Raw genomic sequence first — 14291 nt, forward strand, 5'->3', positions numbered from 1 at the left:
GCTAGGGTGACGGGACAAGAGTCCCATCACGTTCTGGAGAGTCTCATGCGTGTCTTCGTCACCGGCGGCACGGGCCTGATCGGGTCCGTCGTCGTCGCCGAGCTGCTCGGCCACGGCCACACCGTCCTCGCGCTCGCCCGCTCCGACGCCTCGGCGCGCGCGGCACGGGAGGCAGGCGCGGAAGTGCTGCGAGGCGGCCTCGCCGACCTGGACGTCCTGCGCTCGGGCGCCGCCGGGGCCGACGGAGTGATCCACCTGGCGTTCGCCAACGACTTCAGCAGCCCCGAGGCGCTCGCCCGGGCGGTCACGGAGGAGAGCGAGGCCCTCGCGGCGCTCGGCGAGGAACTCGTCGGCAGTGACCGCCCGTTCGTCACCGCCTCGGGCACGCCCCACGCGCCGGGCCGCGCCGCCACCGAGGCGGACCCCGTGCCGACCGAGGGCCCGGTCGGCGGCCGGGGCCGCGCGGTCACGGCGGTGCTCGGCCTGGCGGCGCGCGGGGTCAGGAGCGCCGCCGTCCGGCTTCCGCGCACGGTCCACCACCACGGCGACGGCGGCTTCGCCGGGGTGCTGACCGGCATCGCGCGCAGGACCGGGGTGTCCGGCTACCCTGGCGACGGCACCCAGCGCTGGCCCGCCGTGCACGCGCTCGACGCGGCGGTCCTCTTCCGGCTCGCCCTGGAAGGGGCGCCGGCCGGCAGCGCCTGGCACGCCGTGGCCGACGAGGGGGACGCCGTACGCGACATCGCCGCCGTCATCGGGCGCAGGCTCGGCCTGCCGGTCGAGCCGGTGCCGACCGAGACGTACGGCCCGCTCGGCCCGATCTTCGAGGCCGACCAGCCCGCGTCGAGCGCGCGCACCCGGCAGGAGCTCGGCTGGCGGCCCGAGCACCCGAGCCTGCTGGAGGACCTGGAGAACATCCGGCCCTGACCGGGGCCCGAGTGCCGCCGCGGTCCCGTACGCGCGACGGCGCAGCCCGCGCGACGGCGGCACACGGGGCCCGGGGCCACGGTCAGACGGCCAGCCAGTCGTACGCGGCCCGCGCCGTGAACTCGGCGTGCCCGCCCCCGAACACCAGCTCCGCCGTGCGGAACGCGGGGCCCGGCCGTTCGCCGGGCCCGACCGGCACGGAGAGCACCGCGAGGCAGCGCATGCCCGCGGCGTGCGCTGCCGCGACCCCGGGGCCCGAGTCCTCCAGGACGGCGCACGCGTCCGGCGCCACCCCGAGCCGCCGCGCGGCCTCGAAGAAGACGTCGGGCTCCGGCTTGCCCGCGCCGACCTCCTCGGCCGAGACCGCGACGGGGAAGAACCCGGCGAGGCCGCCGTGCGCCAGCGCGGCGCCGATCGCCTCGCGCGAGGATCCGGACGCCACGGCCATCGGCACCCCGGCCGCGCACAGCCGCTCCACCAGCTTCCGCATCTGCGGGAACACCTCGGCCGACGACCGCAGCAGCTCCAGGTGCTCGCCGTTCACCTCGGCGAGCAGCGCGTCCACCGGGGAGCCGATCGCGTACCGCGCGGCCAGCGCCTCAAGCGTCTCCCGCGTGCCGACCCCGATGAAGCCCGCGTGCTGCTCCCAGCCGAAGTCCGGCGCCCCGTGGCGCGCGAGCACGCGCCGGGTCGCCTCGTAGTACAGCGGCTCGGTGTCGATCAGGGTGCCGTCCAGGTCGAACAGGACGGCGGCGGTCCGCGGGGAGCTCATGGCCCCAGCATGCCAAGGAACCCCCCGCCGGGCCCCGCGGCCCCCTTCTCGCCCTGTACCAGCGCAAACGCCCCTGCTACGGTCGCCGGGGCCGCCTCGCGGGGTGCTCCCCGCGCACGGCGGGTCCCGCAGGGGCCCGCTCGCCGTGCGGGCACCCGCGAGCGGCCGGCAGCCACCAGGAGCAAGGGGAGTTGAGCGTGAGCGAGCACGACGGCGGACGCGCCTTCATCGGGTCGTACACGGGAGCGGGGGGCCGCGGCATCGCCGTCGCGGACGTGGCGGCGGACACCGGGGCGCTCGCCGTGCGCTCGGTGCTCGACGCCGTGCCCGACCCGTCGTACCTGAAGCTGACCGGCGACGCGTCCGTCCTGTACGCCGTCTCCGAGACCGACCACGGGCTCGCCGCGGCCTTCAGGACCGGCGCGGACGGGACCCTCGCCCCCCTCGGCCCCGCACGTGAGCTCAAGGCGGCCGTACCGGCGCACCTCACCCTGGCCGGCGGCCACCTGCTCGTCGCGAACTACGGCTCGGGCAGTTTCACCGTGCTGCCCGTCGCCGACGACGGCTCCCTCGGTGAGGCGACGGACGTCCACGCGCACGAGGGCACGGGCCCCGACCCCCAGCGCCAGGAGGGCCCGCACGCCCACCAGGTGCTGCCCGACCCCAGCGGGCGCTGGGTGCTCGGCGTGGACCTCGGCACCGACGCGGTGCGGGTCTACCGGCTCGACCCGGCCGCCGGCCGGCTCGCCGTCCACTCCGAGACGCTGCTGACACCCGGCCGTGGCCCCCGCCACCTGGCCTTCCACCCGGACGGGCGGCACGCGTACGTCCTGCACGAACTGCACCCCTCGCTGAGCGTGTGCCGCTTCGACGACCGCACCGGGACGCTCGACGTGCTCGGGGAGGCGCCCCTCCTCGGTGCGGACGTGCCGGGGCGCGACACGAGCAACGCCTCCGCGATCGTCGTGGACCGCGGCGGCCGCTACGTCTGGGCCGCCAACCGCGGTCCCGACTCGATCTCCGTGCTCGCCCTCGACGACACCCGCGAGAGGGCGGAGCTGGTCACCACCGTGCCGTGCGGCGGCCGTTGGCCCCGCGACCTCGCGCTCGACCCGGCGGGCCGCCGCCTCTACGCGGCCAACGAGCACTCGGGCGACGTGACCTGGTTCGACATCGACCCGGCCACCGGCGTTCCGGCACGCGCCGGCTCCCTCGACCTGCCCGCACCGTCCTGCGTCGTCTTCGGCTGACGCGCACCCCGGCGCACGCCGAGGGGCCCGACCGGAACGGCCGTTCCGCGCGGGCCCCTTCCGCAGCTCGGCGGCGGACGCCGGGTCAGGCCTCGGACGACTCCTGCGGCTGCGGGACGACGCCCGTCGCCGCGACATAGCGCGCCAGCACCAGCTTGCCGATCGCCGGGTAGGCGCCCAGCGGCTCCGCGGTGGCGCAGTCGGCCTCCTTGACCGCCGAGTCGAGGAGCCCCTCGGGCAGCTCGGGACCGACCAGGTACGGGGCGAGCGCCAGCTGGGACGAGCCCGCGTCCCGCAGCTGCTGCGCCACGGAGGCCACCGAGCCCTCCTCGTCGAGCGCCGCGGCCATCACCGGTACGGCGAGCCGCGCGGCGAGCAGCATGCCGGTGATCCCGGCCGTCTGCACCGCCTCCTGGCCGCCCACGGACGCCAGGATGATGCCGTCCGCCGCGGTCGCCACCGTGAACAGACGGGCGCGGTCGGCGCGCGCGAGCCCCGCCTCGGAGAGGCGGACGTGCAGCGCCTCCGCGAGCAGCGGGTGCGGGCCGAGCACGTCGGTGACCTCCGCCTGCGCGCCGCTTTCCGCGACGGCCCCGCGTATCCGGGCGATCAGCGAGCCGTCGGGCCCCGCGAGCAGCGGCACGACCACGGCAGCCGGGCCCTCGGGCTCGGCCGCCTCCCGGCCGGCCGCCCTGGCCAGCTCGTACCGCTCGTCGCGCAGCGCGGCGGCCCGCGCCACCGCACCGCCGACCGTCGGGTAGTCGCGGTCGGTGTCGTCGCCTTCGAGGAACGCCGCCGTGGCTTCGAGCCCCGGCAGCTCGGAGCGCGTGATGCTGGCGAGTTCGTCGGCCAGCGCACGGACACCGGGCCGGGGTGTGCCGGGCACGGCGAGGACCAGCGTGGGCGCCCCCTGGGGAGCGGCCACGGGTTCCGGGCGTCGGTGGCGCCCCGACTGTCGGGGGCGCGGCATTCGTACGGGCAGGCCGGGTGCGGGCCCAGTGGGGGTGCTCATGGCGCCGAATGCTACTGGTTTAACCGGTGCGGCCGTTCGGTCAGGCCCGAGATCCGAGCGAGCCGTCCGCATTTGTCTCTTAGATGGCTTTCCGGTTATGCGCCCTGCGGTATCCCCGCACGCGGGGGGCGTGCGCGGGCGCGTCCGCCACCTCGCGCCTCAGGGGTGCGATACGGACAACAGCCGCGGATCGAGCGGCAGCTGCGGCACCCCCGCGGCCAGCGCCGCCGCCGTCAGCAGCGCCCCCGCGAGCGGATCCCCCGCAGCCGCCACCAGCGGCGCGTGCGGCAGCCGCTCGGCCAACTCCGTGCGTACGGGCCCGGCAAGGGGCTCCCCGATGCCGAACAGACCACCCGTGAGGGCGACCCGGCAGTCGCCGGACGGCGGGCATGCCGCTGCGGCCGCGTCCGCGATGTGCCCGGCCGCCGCCGCGAGGACCGAGGCCGCCACCGCGTCGTGCCCGGCGCACGCGGCCACCTCGGGAGCGAAGGAGGCGAGCACCGCAGCCCGGTCCGCGCGCGGGTACAGCAGCCCCGGCAGGTCGGGCGCGGGCCCGAGAGCCGCCTCGGCGCGGGCCAGGAGCGCGGCCGAGCCGCCGCGCCTGCCGTCGTACGCGCGCAGCGCCGCTTCGAGCCCCGCGCGGCCGATCCACGCGCCGCCGCCGCAGTCGCCGAGCAGATGGCCCCAGCCGTCCGCGCGCCGCCATCCCTCCAGGTCAGTGCCGAGGGCGATCAAGCCCGTGCCCCCGGCGACGACGGCGCCCTGCCGCCGGCCGAGGGCGCCCGCGTACGCGGTGACCGCGTCGGCTGCCAGCGCGAGCCGCGGCACGCCGAGTGCGCTCCTGAGCGCCTCCGGCAGCCGGGCGCGCAGGTCGCCGCCGAGCGTCGCCATCCCGGCCGCGCCCACGGCGACCGCGTCGAGCGGCCCAGGCTCTCCCGCCTCGGCCAGCAGGGCCCGCGCGGCCGGCACCACCTGTGCGAGCAGGTGGTCCGCGTCGATGCCGCGCGCACCCGTGCGCACGGGCTCGCGGGACCTGACGGCACCGGCCGTGCGGACGGCCTCGGGCCGCCTGCGCGGCGCGGTCCCCAGCGCGATCCTGAGCCCCGACCCGCCGGAGTCGACGCCCAGCACCCGGATCACGGAAGCCGCCAGTCCACCGGATCCGCGCCCTGGCGCACCAGGAGGTCGTTGGCCTTGCTGAACGGCCGCGAGCCGAAGAACCCGCGGTCCGCCGACATGGGCGAGGGGTGCGCCGACTCGATCGCGGGGTAGTCGCCGAGCAGCGGCCGCAGATTGCGGGCGTCGCGGCCCCACAGGATCGAGACCAGCGGCTTCCCGCGGGCCACCAGCGCGCGGATCGCCTGCTCCGTGACCTCTTCCCAGCCCTTGCCCCGGTGTGCGGCGGGCTTGCGCGGCGCCGTCGTGAGCGCCCTGTTGAGCAGCAGGACGCCCTGCCGCGTCCACGGTGTCAGGTCCCCGGTCGACGGTCTCGGCAGGCCCAGGTCGCCGTGCAGCTCACGGAAGATGTTCTCCAGGCTGCCGGGCAGCGGGCGCACATCGGGCGCCACGGAGAAGCTCAGCCCCACGGCGTGCCCCGGTGTCGGGTACGGGTCCTGGCCGACGATCAGCACCCGTACGTCGTCAAAGGGCTGCTTGAAGGCCCGGAGCACGTTCTCCCCCGCGGGGAGGTACGTACGGCCCGCGGCGATCTCCGCACGCAGGAAGTCGCCCATCGCGGCGATGCGTCCGGCGACGGGCTCCAGCGCGTCGGCCCAGCCGGATTCCACGGTCTCTTTCAACGGTCGTGCCACGGGGCGTCACTCTACTGGTGGACAGCAGCTCCCGATCACCGGACCGCCCGCCGCCCCCGCGCGGACGAAGCGGAGGAGGACGGCGGGCGGGGGAGCCGCACGGCGGACTCAGAACGCGCGGGCGTACTGCACGGGGACGTGTGCCGTGCCGCCGAGTTCGGCGGCCGCGCGCTGCGCCCACGAGGGGTTGCGCAGCAGCTCGCGGGCGAGCAGCACCGCGTCCGCCTCGCCGTTGGCGAGGATCTTCTCGGCCTGCTCGGGCTCGGTGATCAGTCCGACCGCGGCGACCGGCATCCGGGTCGCGGCCCTGACCCGCGCGGCGAACGGCACCTGGTAGCCGGGGCGCAGGGGGATGCGCACGCCGGAGGCGTTCCCGCCGGTGGAGACGTCCATCAGATCGACGCCGTGGTCGAGCAGTTCGTCCGCGAGCCTGACCGTGTCCTCGGGCGTCCAGCCGTTCTCGTCGAGCCAGTCGGTCGCCGAGACCCGGAAGAACACCGGCAGGTCGTCGGGCCACACGCCGCGCACCGCGTCGACGACCTCAAGGGCGAACCTGATCCGGTTCTCGAAGGAGCCGCCGTAGGCGTCGGTGCGGTGGTTGCTGTGCGGCGAGAGGAACTGGTGGACCAGGTACCCGTGGGCGCCGTGCACCTCGGCGACCTGGAAGCCCGCGTCGAGCGCCCGGCGGGCGGCGTCGGCGAACTGTCCGACGACCCCTGCGATGTCCCCGGTGGTCAGCTCGGCAGGCACCGGGTGGCCCTCGGCGAACGGCAGGGCGCTCGGCGCGACGACGTCCCAGCCGCCGTCCTCGGGGGCGACCGGGCCGCCGCCCTCCCACGGCACGTGCGTGCTCGCCTTGCGCCCCGCGTGGGCCAGCTGGATGCCCGGGACCGAGCCCTGGTCCGTGATGAAGCGGGTGATCCTGCGGAACGCCTCGACCTGGGTGTCGTTCCAGATGCCGAGGTCGTTCGGGCTGATGCGGCCCTCGGGGCTGACCGCCGTCGCCTCCGTGATGATGAGCCCCGTGCCGCCGGCGGCACGCGCCGCCAGGTGCGCGAAGTGCCAGTCGCCGGGCGCGCCCGCGCCGGGACCCGTCGCCTCGGCGGAGTACTGGCACATCGCCGCCATCCATATCCGGTTGGGAAGGGTCAGCGATCGCAGGGTGTAGGGCTCGAAGAGGGCGCTCACTGGAGCTCCAATCGGAACGCGGGGCGGAGGGGGCACTAGTACGATACCTTTCGTATTACGCTATATGTCAAACAAGGGCCTCCGGTGCGACTCGTACGATGAGAGACCCGCAGGGCGAAAAGGCGTCCGTGCCGGAGCCGCACCGCGGGGGACACGACAGTGGACACGCGTCCGCAGAGGCGTGCGTCCTCGGACGCGCAGAGGAGTGGGAGTCGCTGTGGCCGCCCAGACGAACCGGCGTGAACTCGCCCATCCCTCCCGGGTCGAGATCCGTCTGGAGGACGTCCTGCACGCGCTGTCCGACCCGCAGCGCCTGCGGATCGTGTGCGAGGTGGCGCGCGAGGCGGAGGGCCTCACCTGCTCGCAGGTCGGGCTGCCGGTGGCCAAGTCGACGCTCACCCACCACTTCCGCGTGCTGCGCGAGTGCGGGGTGGTCCAGCAGGTGTACCGGGGGACGGCCAAGATGAACCGGCTGCGCCGCGAGGACCTGGAGGTCCTGTTCCCCGGCCTGCTCGACGGGGTGCTGCGGGCGGCGCGGGCCCAGGCGGGGCGCGGGGCGGGCTGACGGGCGGGACGGGGCCCGCCGCGCGGGGCTCCGGCGTGCGGGCTCCGCTGCACGGCCGAGGGTGACGGCGCGTCACGGCGATGAGGGTGGATTGCCTGATTAAGTTGTGAATGTGTCGGAACACAAGCTGATGACCGCCCGAAAGTGTGACCAGTACACCGCGCAGGGCCTCCCCGTCTGGGAGGTGCAGGGATACGGCACGGTGACCGGGGCCGGGCAGCAGGTCCGCCCGCCCTGGCTCGACGTGCGCCTCACCCTGCCCGACGGGGCGCGGGTGGACGTACTTGCCGTGCTGCGCGGCGACACGATCGCCATCGAGGACGCCCAGGCGGACCCGCCGCTGCCGCTCTCGGGCCTCGCCGCCCTCGCCGGCGCCCTCCACGCGCCGCTCCAGGCCGCCTGTGCCTCGGTGACCTCGTCCGGCGCCACGCCTCCCGGCGAGCCGCCCGCGGCCCCGGCCGCCGGACCGGGCGGCGCGGCCCCGGACGCGGGTCCAGGCTCCTTGACAGCGTCCCCCGCCGTCCGGCCGGAGGATCCCGGTTCCGGGACGGCGCCCCCGGCGGCCGAGCAGGGGAGTGCCGCCGAGGACGGGTGCCCCGGCTCCGGGGCGTGGCCGGAGAGCGCGGCTCCGGGCGGCCTCGCCCTCGGCGGGCCAGGCGCCGCGGGCCCGGGCCGGGAGGGCGGGCCCGCCGCCGGCACGGCGGGGACCTGCCCGGCCCCCGCGGTCCCGTCAGGGGCGCCTCGGGCCGTGGCGGACGAGCGCCCGGCCGCCGGGCCCTCGGGCCCCGGCGGCCCCGCGGTGGCCGAGGGGCCAGGCGATCCGGCCGCCCCCGGCGGTCCCGGGGGGCAGGGCGGGGGCGCCGCGGGCGGGGGGCACCGGGGCCGCGGCGTCGCCCCGTGGGGCGCCGCCCGGCGCCGGGACGTGGCGGAGGTGTACCGGGCCGCGCGGGCGCGCGGCGAGGACCCGGTGCTCGCGGTGATGGCCGCGACGGGCTTCAGCAGGCGCCGCAGCCTGCGCCTGATCGCGGGCGCCCGCGACGAGGGCCGCCTGCCCTCGCGCCGCAGACGCGGCTGAGGCGGCACGGGGGCGCCGGGTCAGCCGCGTACCGGCGCCTCCCGCACCGCGGCGGCGGGCGGCTCGCCGCCGGGAGGAGCGCCGAGGTGCCAGTCGAGCGCGTAGCGCTGGAAGAGGTCGGCCCGCAGCCGCGAGGGCGGCATGGCGGCGCCGGGGATGAGGATCGCGAACACGGCGCCCATCAGCTGCGACCGCAGCAGCGGGTAGTCGGCGTCCGGGTCGCGGGACCCGTAGCTGACCACCGTCTCGCGCAGCAGCTGGGCCAGGCGCTGCTGCTCGGGGCACTGGACGAACCCCTCGGCCTGGAGGATCCCCGCCATGTGGGTGCGCATCAGCGTCGGCCTGGACACCGCGAGGCCGAGGATGGCGTCGACGGCCCGCGCCATCAGCTCGCGGCCGTCGTCCGTGCGCGGCTCTCGCTCGAGGCCGGCCTGGAGGGTACGGTGCATCAGCCGGTGCACGGCCGACTGGAGGAGCTGCCGCTTCCCCGGGAAGTAGTACGAGACGAGACCCCGCGCCGACCCGGCCCGGTCGGCGATGTCCGCCAGTGTCGTCGCCTCGTACCCGGCCTCGGAGACCAGCTCGACGGTGGCGTCGAGCAGGCGCTCGCGCGAGCGTCGACGCATTTCCTCGTTGACCTCTGGGCTTCGGGGAGACATGCTTACTCCTGCGTTGACTGGCTCTTAGCCAATATACTCAATGCGTCTTGCCGCGGACCCGTGCGGGTCCTGTCGGCTGGGCTCGTCTGCCTTGGGCGACGCGGGGGATCGCCCAAGGCAGACGGTTTTCTCATGTCTCCGCGCGGAGAGCGCCCCCTCAGGAGAGCGCGCCGGCCCCCGCGAGCTGGAGCACCGGGCGCAGCCCCGTGGGCCGCTCCTCCACCGGCAGGTGGTCCACGAAGAACACCTCGCAGCCGAGTGCCGCCGCGCCGCCGTCCGCCGTCCTGCTGTCGCCGACCATCAGCACGTCGTGCGGGTCCTGGCCCAGTTCGTCGCAGGCCGTCCGGAACAGCCGCGGGTCGGGTTTCTGCGTGCCGTGCTCGTACGACAGGACGTACGCGTCCACCAGGCCGTCCATGCCGTGCGCGCGGAACACCGGGCGCAGGTCCCAGCCGATGTTGCTGACGACGCCGACCGCGATGCCCGCGCGCCGCAGCCCGCCGAGCACCTCGGCCGTGTCCGCGTACGGGCGCCACGCGGCAGGCGCCATGTGGCGCTCGTAGAGCGCGTCGTACAGGGCCTCGTCCGGCAGTTCCACCTGGCGCGCGACGCCCGTGTACGCCGCACGGTGCAGCTCCGCGCTCTCATCCCGCGCCGCCCACGCCCGCGCGAGGTGGTCAGGAACGCGCTCCGGGAGCGGCCCGCCGGGCAGCGCGCCCGCGACGGCCAGCCGCATCGCGCTGCGCCGCACCTCGTCGGCGGGCATGTCGACGCCGGTCTGCGCGAGCGCCGAGCTCAGCCACGACTTGGCCGATTCGATACGGAACAGGGTCCCTGAGAAGTCGAAGAGGACTGCCTTGAACGTCATGGACCGAATCCTTGCGGGATCACCGTGCCCGGGACAAGGCCAAACGCCCGTAACAGACGACGGACAACGCGACAACGCACACCCCGAGCAGCCACCCGCCGACCACGTCCGACAGCCAGTGCACCCCGAGCCACAGCCGGGTTGCCCCGGCGCCCGCCGCCGAGACCGCGCCCGCGGCCAGCGCCGCCGCCCACCGCGCGCCCGACACGCCGTGGCGCCGCAGCATCCACAGCAGCAGCCCGCACGCGACCACCGCGGCCGCCGCGTGCCCCGAGGGGAACGCGGCGAAGTGCGCCGAGTCCACCGGGTGGCGCCAGCGCGGACGGTCCCTGCCGACCGCGGACTTGAGCACCTGCTGGAGCACAGGCCCCGCGAGGGCCGCCCCCAGCGCACAGACCGCGTACGGCCGTTCGCCGCGCCGCCACAGCACGGCGGCGGCCGCCAGCGTCAGCAGGCGCATGGCCCACGGGTCCCACACCCAGTCGGTGAGCACCCGGGCGGTGCGCGTGAGGCCGGGCCGCGCCAGCGCGTCCCCGTGCAGGTCCACCGCCACCGCGCGGTCGAGGGCGAGCAGCGGCTCCCACCCGGCCGCGACCAGGGCGAGGAGCACGGCGAACGCGGTACCGCTCACCGCGGCGGCCACGGCGGCGGGTGTCTCGGTGCGGCGCATGGCCGTGATCCTTGCCCGGAACGGCCGCTCCACGCGCACGCCTCCCCGGTCGGCCCGCCCGGCCACCCGGCCGGGCTCAGCCCAGGGCCCGCAGCCCCGGCACCAGCGCCACGAGCAGCGGCACGGCCGGCACGAGCGCGGCGGCCGCCGTGAGCCGCAGCCTGCGGATCGGGGCCAGCCGGGGGACCGGTGAGAGCAGCCGGTCGACCCGGTGCGGCAGCTCCGTGTCGGAGGCCGGCGCCGGCCCGAACACGCCTCGCTCCTCGTTCAGTTCGACCAGCGCGAGGGCTATCGCGCGGTGCCCGTAGCGGCGGGACGCCGAGTCGTCGGCCGCCAGCTCCACCAGCCGGTGGATCTCGTCGCGGAACGCCGCGAACACCGGAATCTGGGGGAAGCCCTCGGCCAGTGCGGCCGAGCAGTGCCGCAGCCAGTCGTGGCGCGCCCGCGCGTGGCCCTGCTCGTGCGCGAGCACGGCGTCGAGCTGCCGGTCCTTGAGGCGGCGCAGCGCCGCCGTCGTGATCACCAGCTGGGGCGCGGCGCCCGGCAGCCACCAGGCGTCCGGCCGGTCGCCCTCCAGGACCACAAGCGGGTCCCCGCCCGGCTCCTCGCCCGGCAGGACGGGCGAGCGCACGAGCAGTTCCCCGCGCCGCCGCCTGCGCCGCGCACGGGCCCGGTGGATCTCCCGGGTCAGCATGGCGGCCGTCCACAGGCCGCCACTCGCCAGGACGATCGCCAGCGCCGCCGACCAGGGCCGGTGCCCGTCGAGCGCGTACGCCCGCACGACGCCCGCGGGCGCCGTCGCGAAGACATGGCCCCGCACGGAGGCCCAGGTGGCGGCGGCGCTGAAGACCATCGAGAGGGCGAAACTCAGCAGGACGGCGGCGACCACGCACTGCCACACCCACAGCGCCACCACCGGCTCTCGCTCGCGCCAGTCCGCCCGTGAGAGCACGCGCGGCGCCACGACGGCGGCGAGCGTCCCGAGCAGCAACAGCGCCAGCGAGACCACCATGGGGCCAGCCTATGAGTGCGGCGGCACCCCGGATAAGGCCGCGGCGGCCAAGTGACGCAGGACACGCTCGCGGTGGCCGCGTGCGCTCCGGCGCGCGCCCGCGCGGGGCGCCGGACGCGTCAGAGCGTGAGCAGCATCGCCACCATGGCGGTCGCCATCGAAAGGCGGCAGGCGAGGGCCAGTTCCGGCCGCTCGCCCCACCGGGGCCCGGTTCCGCCCTGCGCCGCCCCCCGGCCGCCCGCGGCGCCCGCCACCACCGCGCCGGGCAGCAGTCGCGCGCCCGCCCACAGCACGTAGCCGGCGAAGTAGAGCAGCAGCGCGCCGGTCACCGCGGGCGGCGCCACGGTGGCCTTCATGCCCGCCATCCCGGCCATGCCGGCCACCGTGGCGCCGCCCTCCGGGGCGGCCGCCATCGCCCACGCCATGTAGGCCATGGCCGCCATGCCGAGGAGGTGGTGCAGGTGGTGGCCGGTGAGGCCGCGGCGCACCGCCGCGCCTGCGCCCGCGGCGAGAGCGCCCGCGCCGAACAGCGCGGCGTACCCCGTCCACACCCAGCCCGGCGGCGCGGGCGCGGCCACGGGCAGTGCCATGGCGGCCATGCCGAAGCCCATCAGCGCCTCGCCGCGTGCCGTGGCGCGACCCGGGGGCGGCGTGCTGCGGGCCCGGACCACGCAGTACGCGCCCGACCCCGCGCACACCGCGACGAGCAGCCAGCTCACCACCAACGGCGCGTGCACCCGCCACCACCCTCCACGATGTGCCGGTCGGACCGTACAGCCCCGGAGGGCCGAGAGGAGCGAAAGGAACGAAAGAAACACGGGCACCCCGGAGGTTCGGAGGGCTCCGGGGAGGAGATGCCCAGCAGGAGCGCGCGGCATGCCGCCGCGCGGCCGGGCACCGGCCCGCACCGGGGAGCGCGGACCCGTCGCCCGCGGCAGTGCCGGGAGACGGCCGCCCGCCGGCAGAGCATTCCGCAACAAACGGAAAGCGTCAAAGAATTGGACTGACAGTCCGGCGAATTCCCGGCCGATTCCGCCCCGTTCCTGCGTCTTGTGGCCCAGGGCCCGGCCCGACTACGTTGCACGGGCGTCCCCGTGGAAGCCGGGCGGGCTGCCACCGCCTGAACCTCCCCACTTCCCCGGTTATTCGCAGTGACTGGCAGAATTCGACCGGAGGAGCACCTCGGTGACCATTTCACGACGGCACGTCATCACCTCGGCGCTCGGCGCGACCGCGGCCCTCGGCCTCGGTGCCGCCCAGCAGGCCACCGCGGGCGCGGCGCCCCGCGCCCGCGCGGTCCCCGCCGCCTCAGGCCCAGGCGACGTGGTCGGAAAGATATCCGTCGGCTATCAGGGATGGTTCGCCTGTATCGGCGACGGCGCTCCGATCAACAGCTGGTGGCACTACAGCCAGAACGGCGGACAGGCTCCGTCGCCCAGCAATACCACCATCAAGTCCTGGCCGGACGTGAGTGAATTCAGCCGTACGTATCAGACGGCGTACGCGGACCTGAACGGCGGCGGCCCCGCGAAGCTGTTCTCCTCCTGGGACCAGCAGACCGTCGACACCCACTTCCTGTGGATGCAGCAGAACGGCATCGACACGGCCGCCCTCCAGCGCTTCAACCCCAACAGCCCCGAGGGCCCCACCCGCGACGGCATGGCGCAGAAGGTGCGCCAGGCGGCCGAGGGCCACGGCCGGAAGTTCTACATCATGTACGACGTGAGCGGCTGGACGAACATGCAGTCCGAGATCAAGGCGGACTGGACGGGCAAGATGAAGGCCCACACGGCGTCCTCCGCGTACGCCACGCAGAACGGCAGGCCGGTGGTCTGCGTCTGGGGCTTCGGGTTCAACGACGGCAACCACGACTTCAGCGCGGACGCCTGCCTCGACGTCATCAACTGGTTCAAGGGGCAGGGCTGTTACGTGATCGGCGGCGTGCCCACGCACTGGCGCACCAACTCCGACGACTCGCGTGCCGGGTTCCTGGACGTCTACCACGCCCTCCACATGATCTCGCCGTGGATGGTCGGGCGGATCGGCTCCATCGCCGACGTGGACAACTTCTACGCCAACGTCCAGACCCAGGACCTCGCGGACTGCCAGTCCCACGGCATCGACTACCAGCCCTGTGTGCTCCCCGGCGACCTCCAGGAACGCCAGCGCGCCCACGGCGACTTCATGTGGCGGCAGTTCTACAACATGTGCCGCCTCGGTGTGCAGGGCATCTACATCTCCATGTACGACGAGTTCAACGAGGGCAACCAGATCGCCAAGACAGCGGCCAACGCGGCGGCGGTGCCCTCGGGTTCCGGCATCTACGCACTGGACGAGGACGGCACCGCCTGCTCCTCCGACTACTACCTGCGGCTCACCGGCGACGGCGGCCGCATGCTGAAGAAGCAGATCGGCCTGACCGCCACCCGCCCCACCCCGCCGGTCGCCTGACGCCGCCGTGCGCCCTCCGCCCCCGGCGCGG

Annotated in this window: 15 protein-coding genes; 5 read left to right on the forward strand and 10 right to left on the reverse strand. The window is 75.6% G+C overall.

All coding sequences use genetic code 11. The features are described 5' to 3' along the window. Positions 1-45: 45 nt before the first annotated feature. Complete coding sequence (locus tag ABEA77_RS06555) at positions 46-927, forward strand: SDR family oxidoreductase (RefSeq protein ID WP_345642490.1); 882 nt, start codon at positions 46-48, stop codon at positions 925-927. An 82-nt stretch (positions 928-1009) separates the two neighbouring features. On the opposite strand, the gene ABEA77_RS06560 is transcribed toward ABEA77_RS06555, so the two are convergent. Next, positions 1010-1699, reverse strand: a complete 690-nt coding sequence (locus ABEA77_RS06560; RefSeq protein ID WP_345642492.1) for an HAD family hydrolase — start codon at positions 1697-1699, stop codon at positions 1010-1012. Positions 1700-1896: 197 nt separating this feature from the next. Between ABEA77_RS06560 and ABEA77_RS06565 the strand changes: the two genes are divergently transcribed. Continuing rightward, a complete protein-coding gene (locus ABEA77_RS06565) occupies positions 1897-2949 on the forward strand; it encodes a lactonase family protein (RefSeq protein WP_345642495.1) in 1053 nt (350 codons plus the stop codon). Positions 2950-3034: 85 nt separating this feature from the next. Here the strand turns inward: ABEA77_RS06565 and ABEA77_RS06570 are convergent, their stop codons facing one another. From ABEA77_RS06570 to ABEA77_RS06585, 4 genes are all read right to left on the reverse strand, one after another. Further along, positions 3035-3961 (reverse strand): sirohydrochlorin chelatase, encoded by a 927-nt coding sequence (locus ABEA77_RS06570; RefSeq protein WP_345642497.1) that lies wholly within the window; start codon positions 3959-3961, stop codon positions 3035-3037. Positions 3962-4120: 159 nt separating this feature from the next. Beyond that, a complete protein-coding gene (locus ABEA77_RS06575) occupies positions 4121-5101 on the reverse strand; it encodes a BadF/BadG/BcrA/BcrD ATPase family protein (RefSeq protein ID WP_345642499.1) in 981 nt (326 codons plus the stop codon). Further along, the gene (locus tag ABEA77_RS06580) at positions 5098-5760 is read right to left on the reverse strand and encodes a uracil-DNA glycosylase (RefSeq protein WP_345642630.1); all 663 of its coding nucleotides are present in this window, start codon (positions 5758-5760) and stop codon (positions 5098-5100) included. Before ABEA77_RS06580 ends, ABEA77_RS06575 begins: the two co-directional genes overlap by 4 nt. A 120-nt stretch (positions 5761-5880) precedes the next feature. After that, the gene (locus ABEA77_RS06585) at positions 5881-6960 is read right to left on the reverse strand and encodes an NADH:flavin oxidoreductase/NADH oxidase (protein WP_345642502.1); all 1080 of its coding nucleotides are present in this window, start codon (positions 6958-6960) and stop codon (positions 5881-5883) included. Between the two features lie 217 nt (positions 6961-7177). On the opposite strand from ABEA77_RS06585, the gene ABEA77_RS06590 reads away from it, so the two are divergent. Both ABEA77_RS06590 and ABEA77_RS33925 read left to right on the forward strand, forming a co-directional pair. Then, the gene (locus tag ABEA77_RS06590; protein WP_345642504.1) at positions 7178-7525 is read left to right on the forward strand and encodes an ArsR/SmtB family transcription factor; all 348 of its coding nucleotides are present in this window, start codon (positions 7178-7180) and stop codon (positions 7523-7525) included. A 112-nt stretch (positions 7526-7637) separates the two neighbouring features. After that, positions 7638-8600, forward strand: coding sequence for a DUF6214 family protein (locus ABEA77_RS33925; RefSeq protein ID WP_425588211.1), 963 nt, complete (start codon positions 7638-7640; stop codon positions 8598-8600). 20 nt (positions 8601-8620) lie between these two features. Here ABEA77_RS33925 and ABEA77_RS06605 read toward each other — a convergent pair whose 3' ends face one another. The 5 genes from ABEA77_RS06605 to ABEA77_RS06625 form a co-directional block, all read right to left on the reverse strand. Next, on the reverse strand, positions 8621-9259 hold the full coding sequence (locus tag ABEA77_RS06605; RefSeq protein WP_345642507.1) for a TetR/AcrR family transcriptional regulator: 639 nt from the start codon (positions 9257-9259) through the stop codon (positions 8621-8623). A gap of 157 nt (positions 9260-9416) precedes the next feature. Beyond that, positions 9417-10127 (reverse strand): HAD family hydrolase, encoded by a 711-nt coding sequence (locus ABEA77_RS06610; RefSeq protein WP_345642510.1) that lies wholly within the window; start codon positions 10125-10127, stop codon positions 9417-9419. A gap of 19 nt (positions 10128-10146) precedes the next feature. After that, complete coding sequence (locus ABEA77_RS06615) at positions 10147-10797, reverse strand: phosphatase PAP2 family protein (RefSeq protein ID WP_345642513.1); 651 nt, start codon at positions 10795-10797, stop codon at positions 10147-10149. Positions 10798-10873: 76 nt separating this feature from the next. Further along, positions 10874-11809: a M56 family metallopeptidase gene (locus ABEA77_RS06620; protein WP_345642516.1), complete on the reverse strand. Its 936-nt coding sequence runs from the start codon at positions 11807-11809 to the stop codon at positions 10874-10876. A gap of 119 nt (positions 11810-11928) precedes the next feature. Continuing rightward, positions 11929-12546, reverse strand: coding sequence for a DUF5134 domain-containing protein (locus ABEA77_RS06625; RefSeq protein ID WP_345642519.1), 618 nt, complete (start codon positions 12544-12546; stop codon positions 11929-11931). 448 nt (positions 12547-12994) lie between these two features. On the opposite strand from ABEA77_RS06625, the gene ABEA77_RS06630 reads away from it, so the two are divergent. Then, the gene (locus ABEA77_RS06630; RefSeq protein WP_345642522.1) at positions 12995-14260 is read left to right on the forward strand and encodes a glycoside hydrolase family 99 protein; all 1266 of its coding nucleotides are present in this window, start codon (positions 12995-12997) and stop codon (positions 14258-14260) included. The last annotated feature ends 31 nt before the right edge of the window (positions 14261-14291 follow it).

Origin of the sequence: Streptomyces tremellae (assembly GCF_039540215.1) — a bacterium.
In the GTDB taxonomy this organism is placed as follows: domain Bacteria; phylum Actinomycetota; class Actinomycetes; order Streptomycetales; family Streptomycetaceae; genus Streptomyces; species Streptomyces tremellae.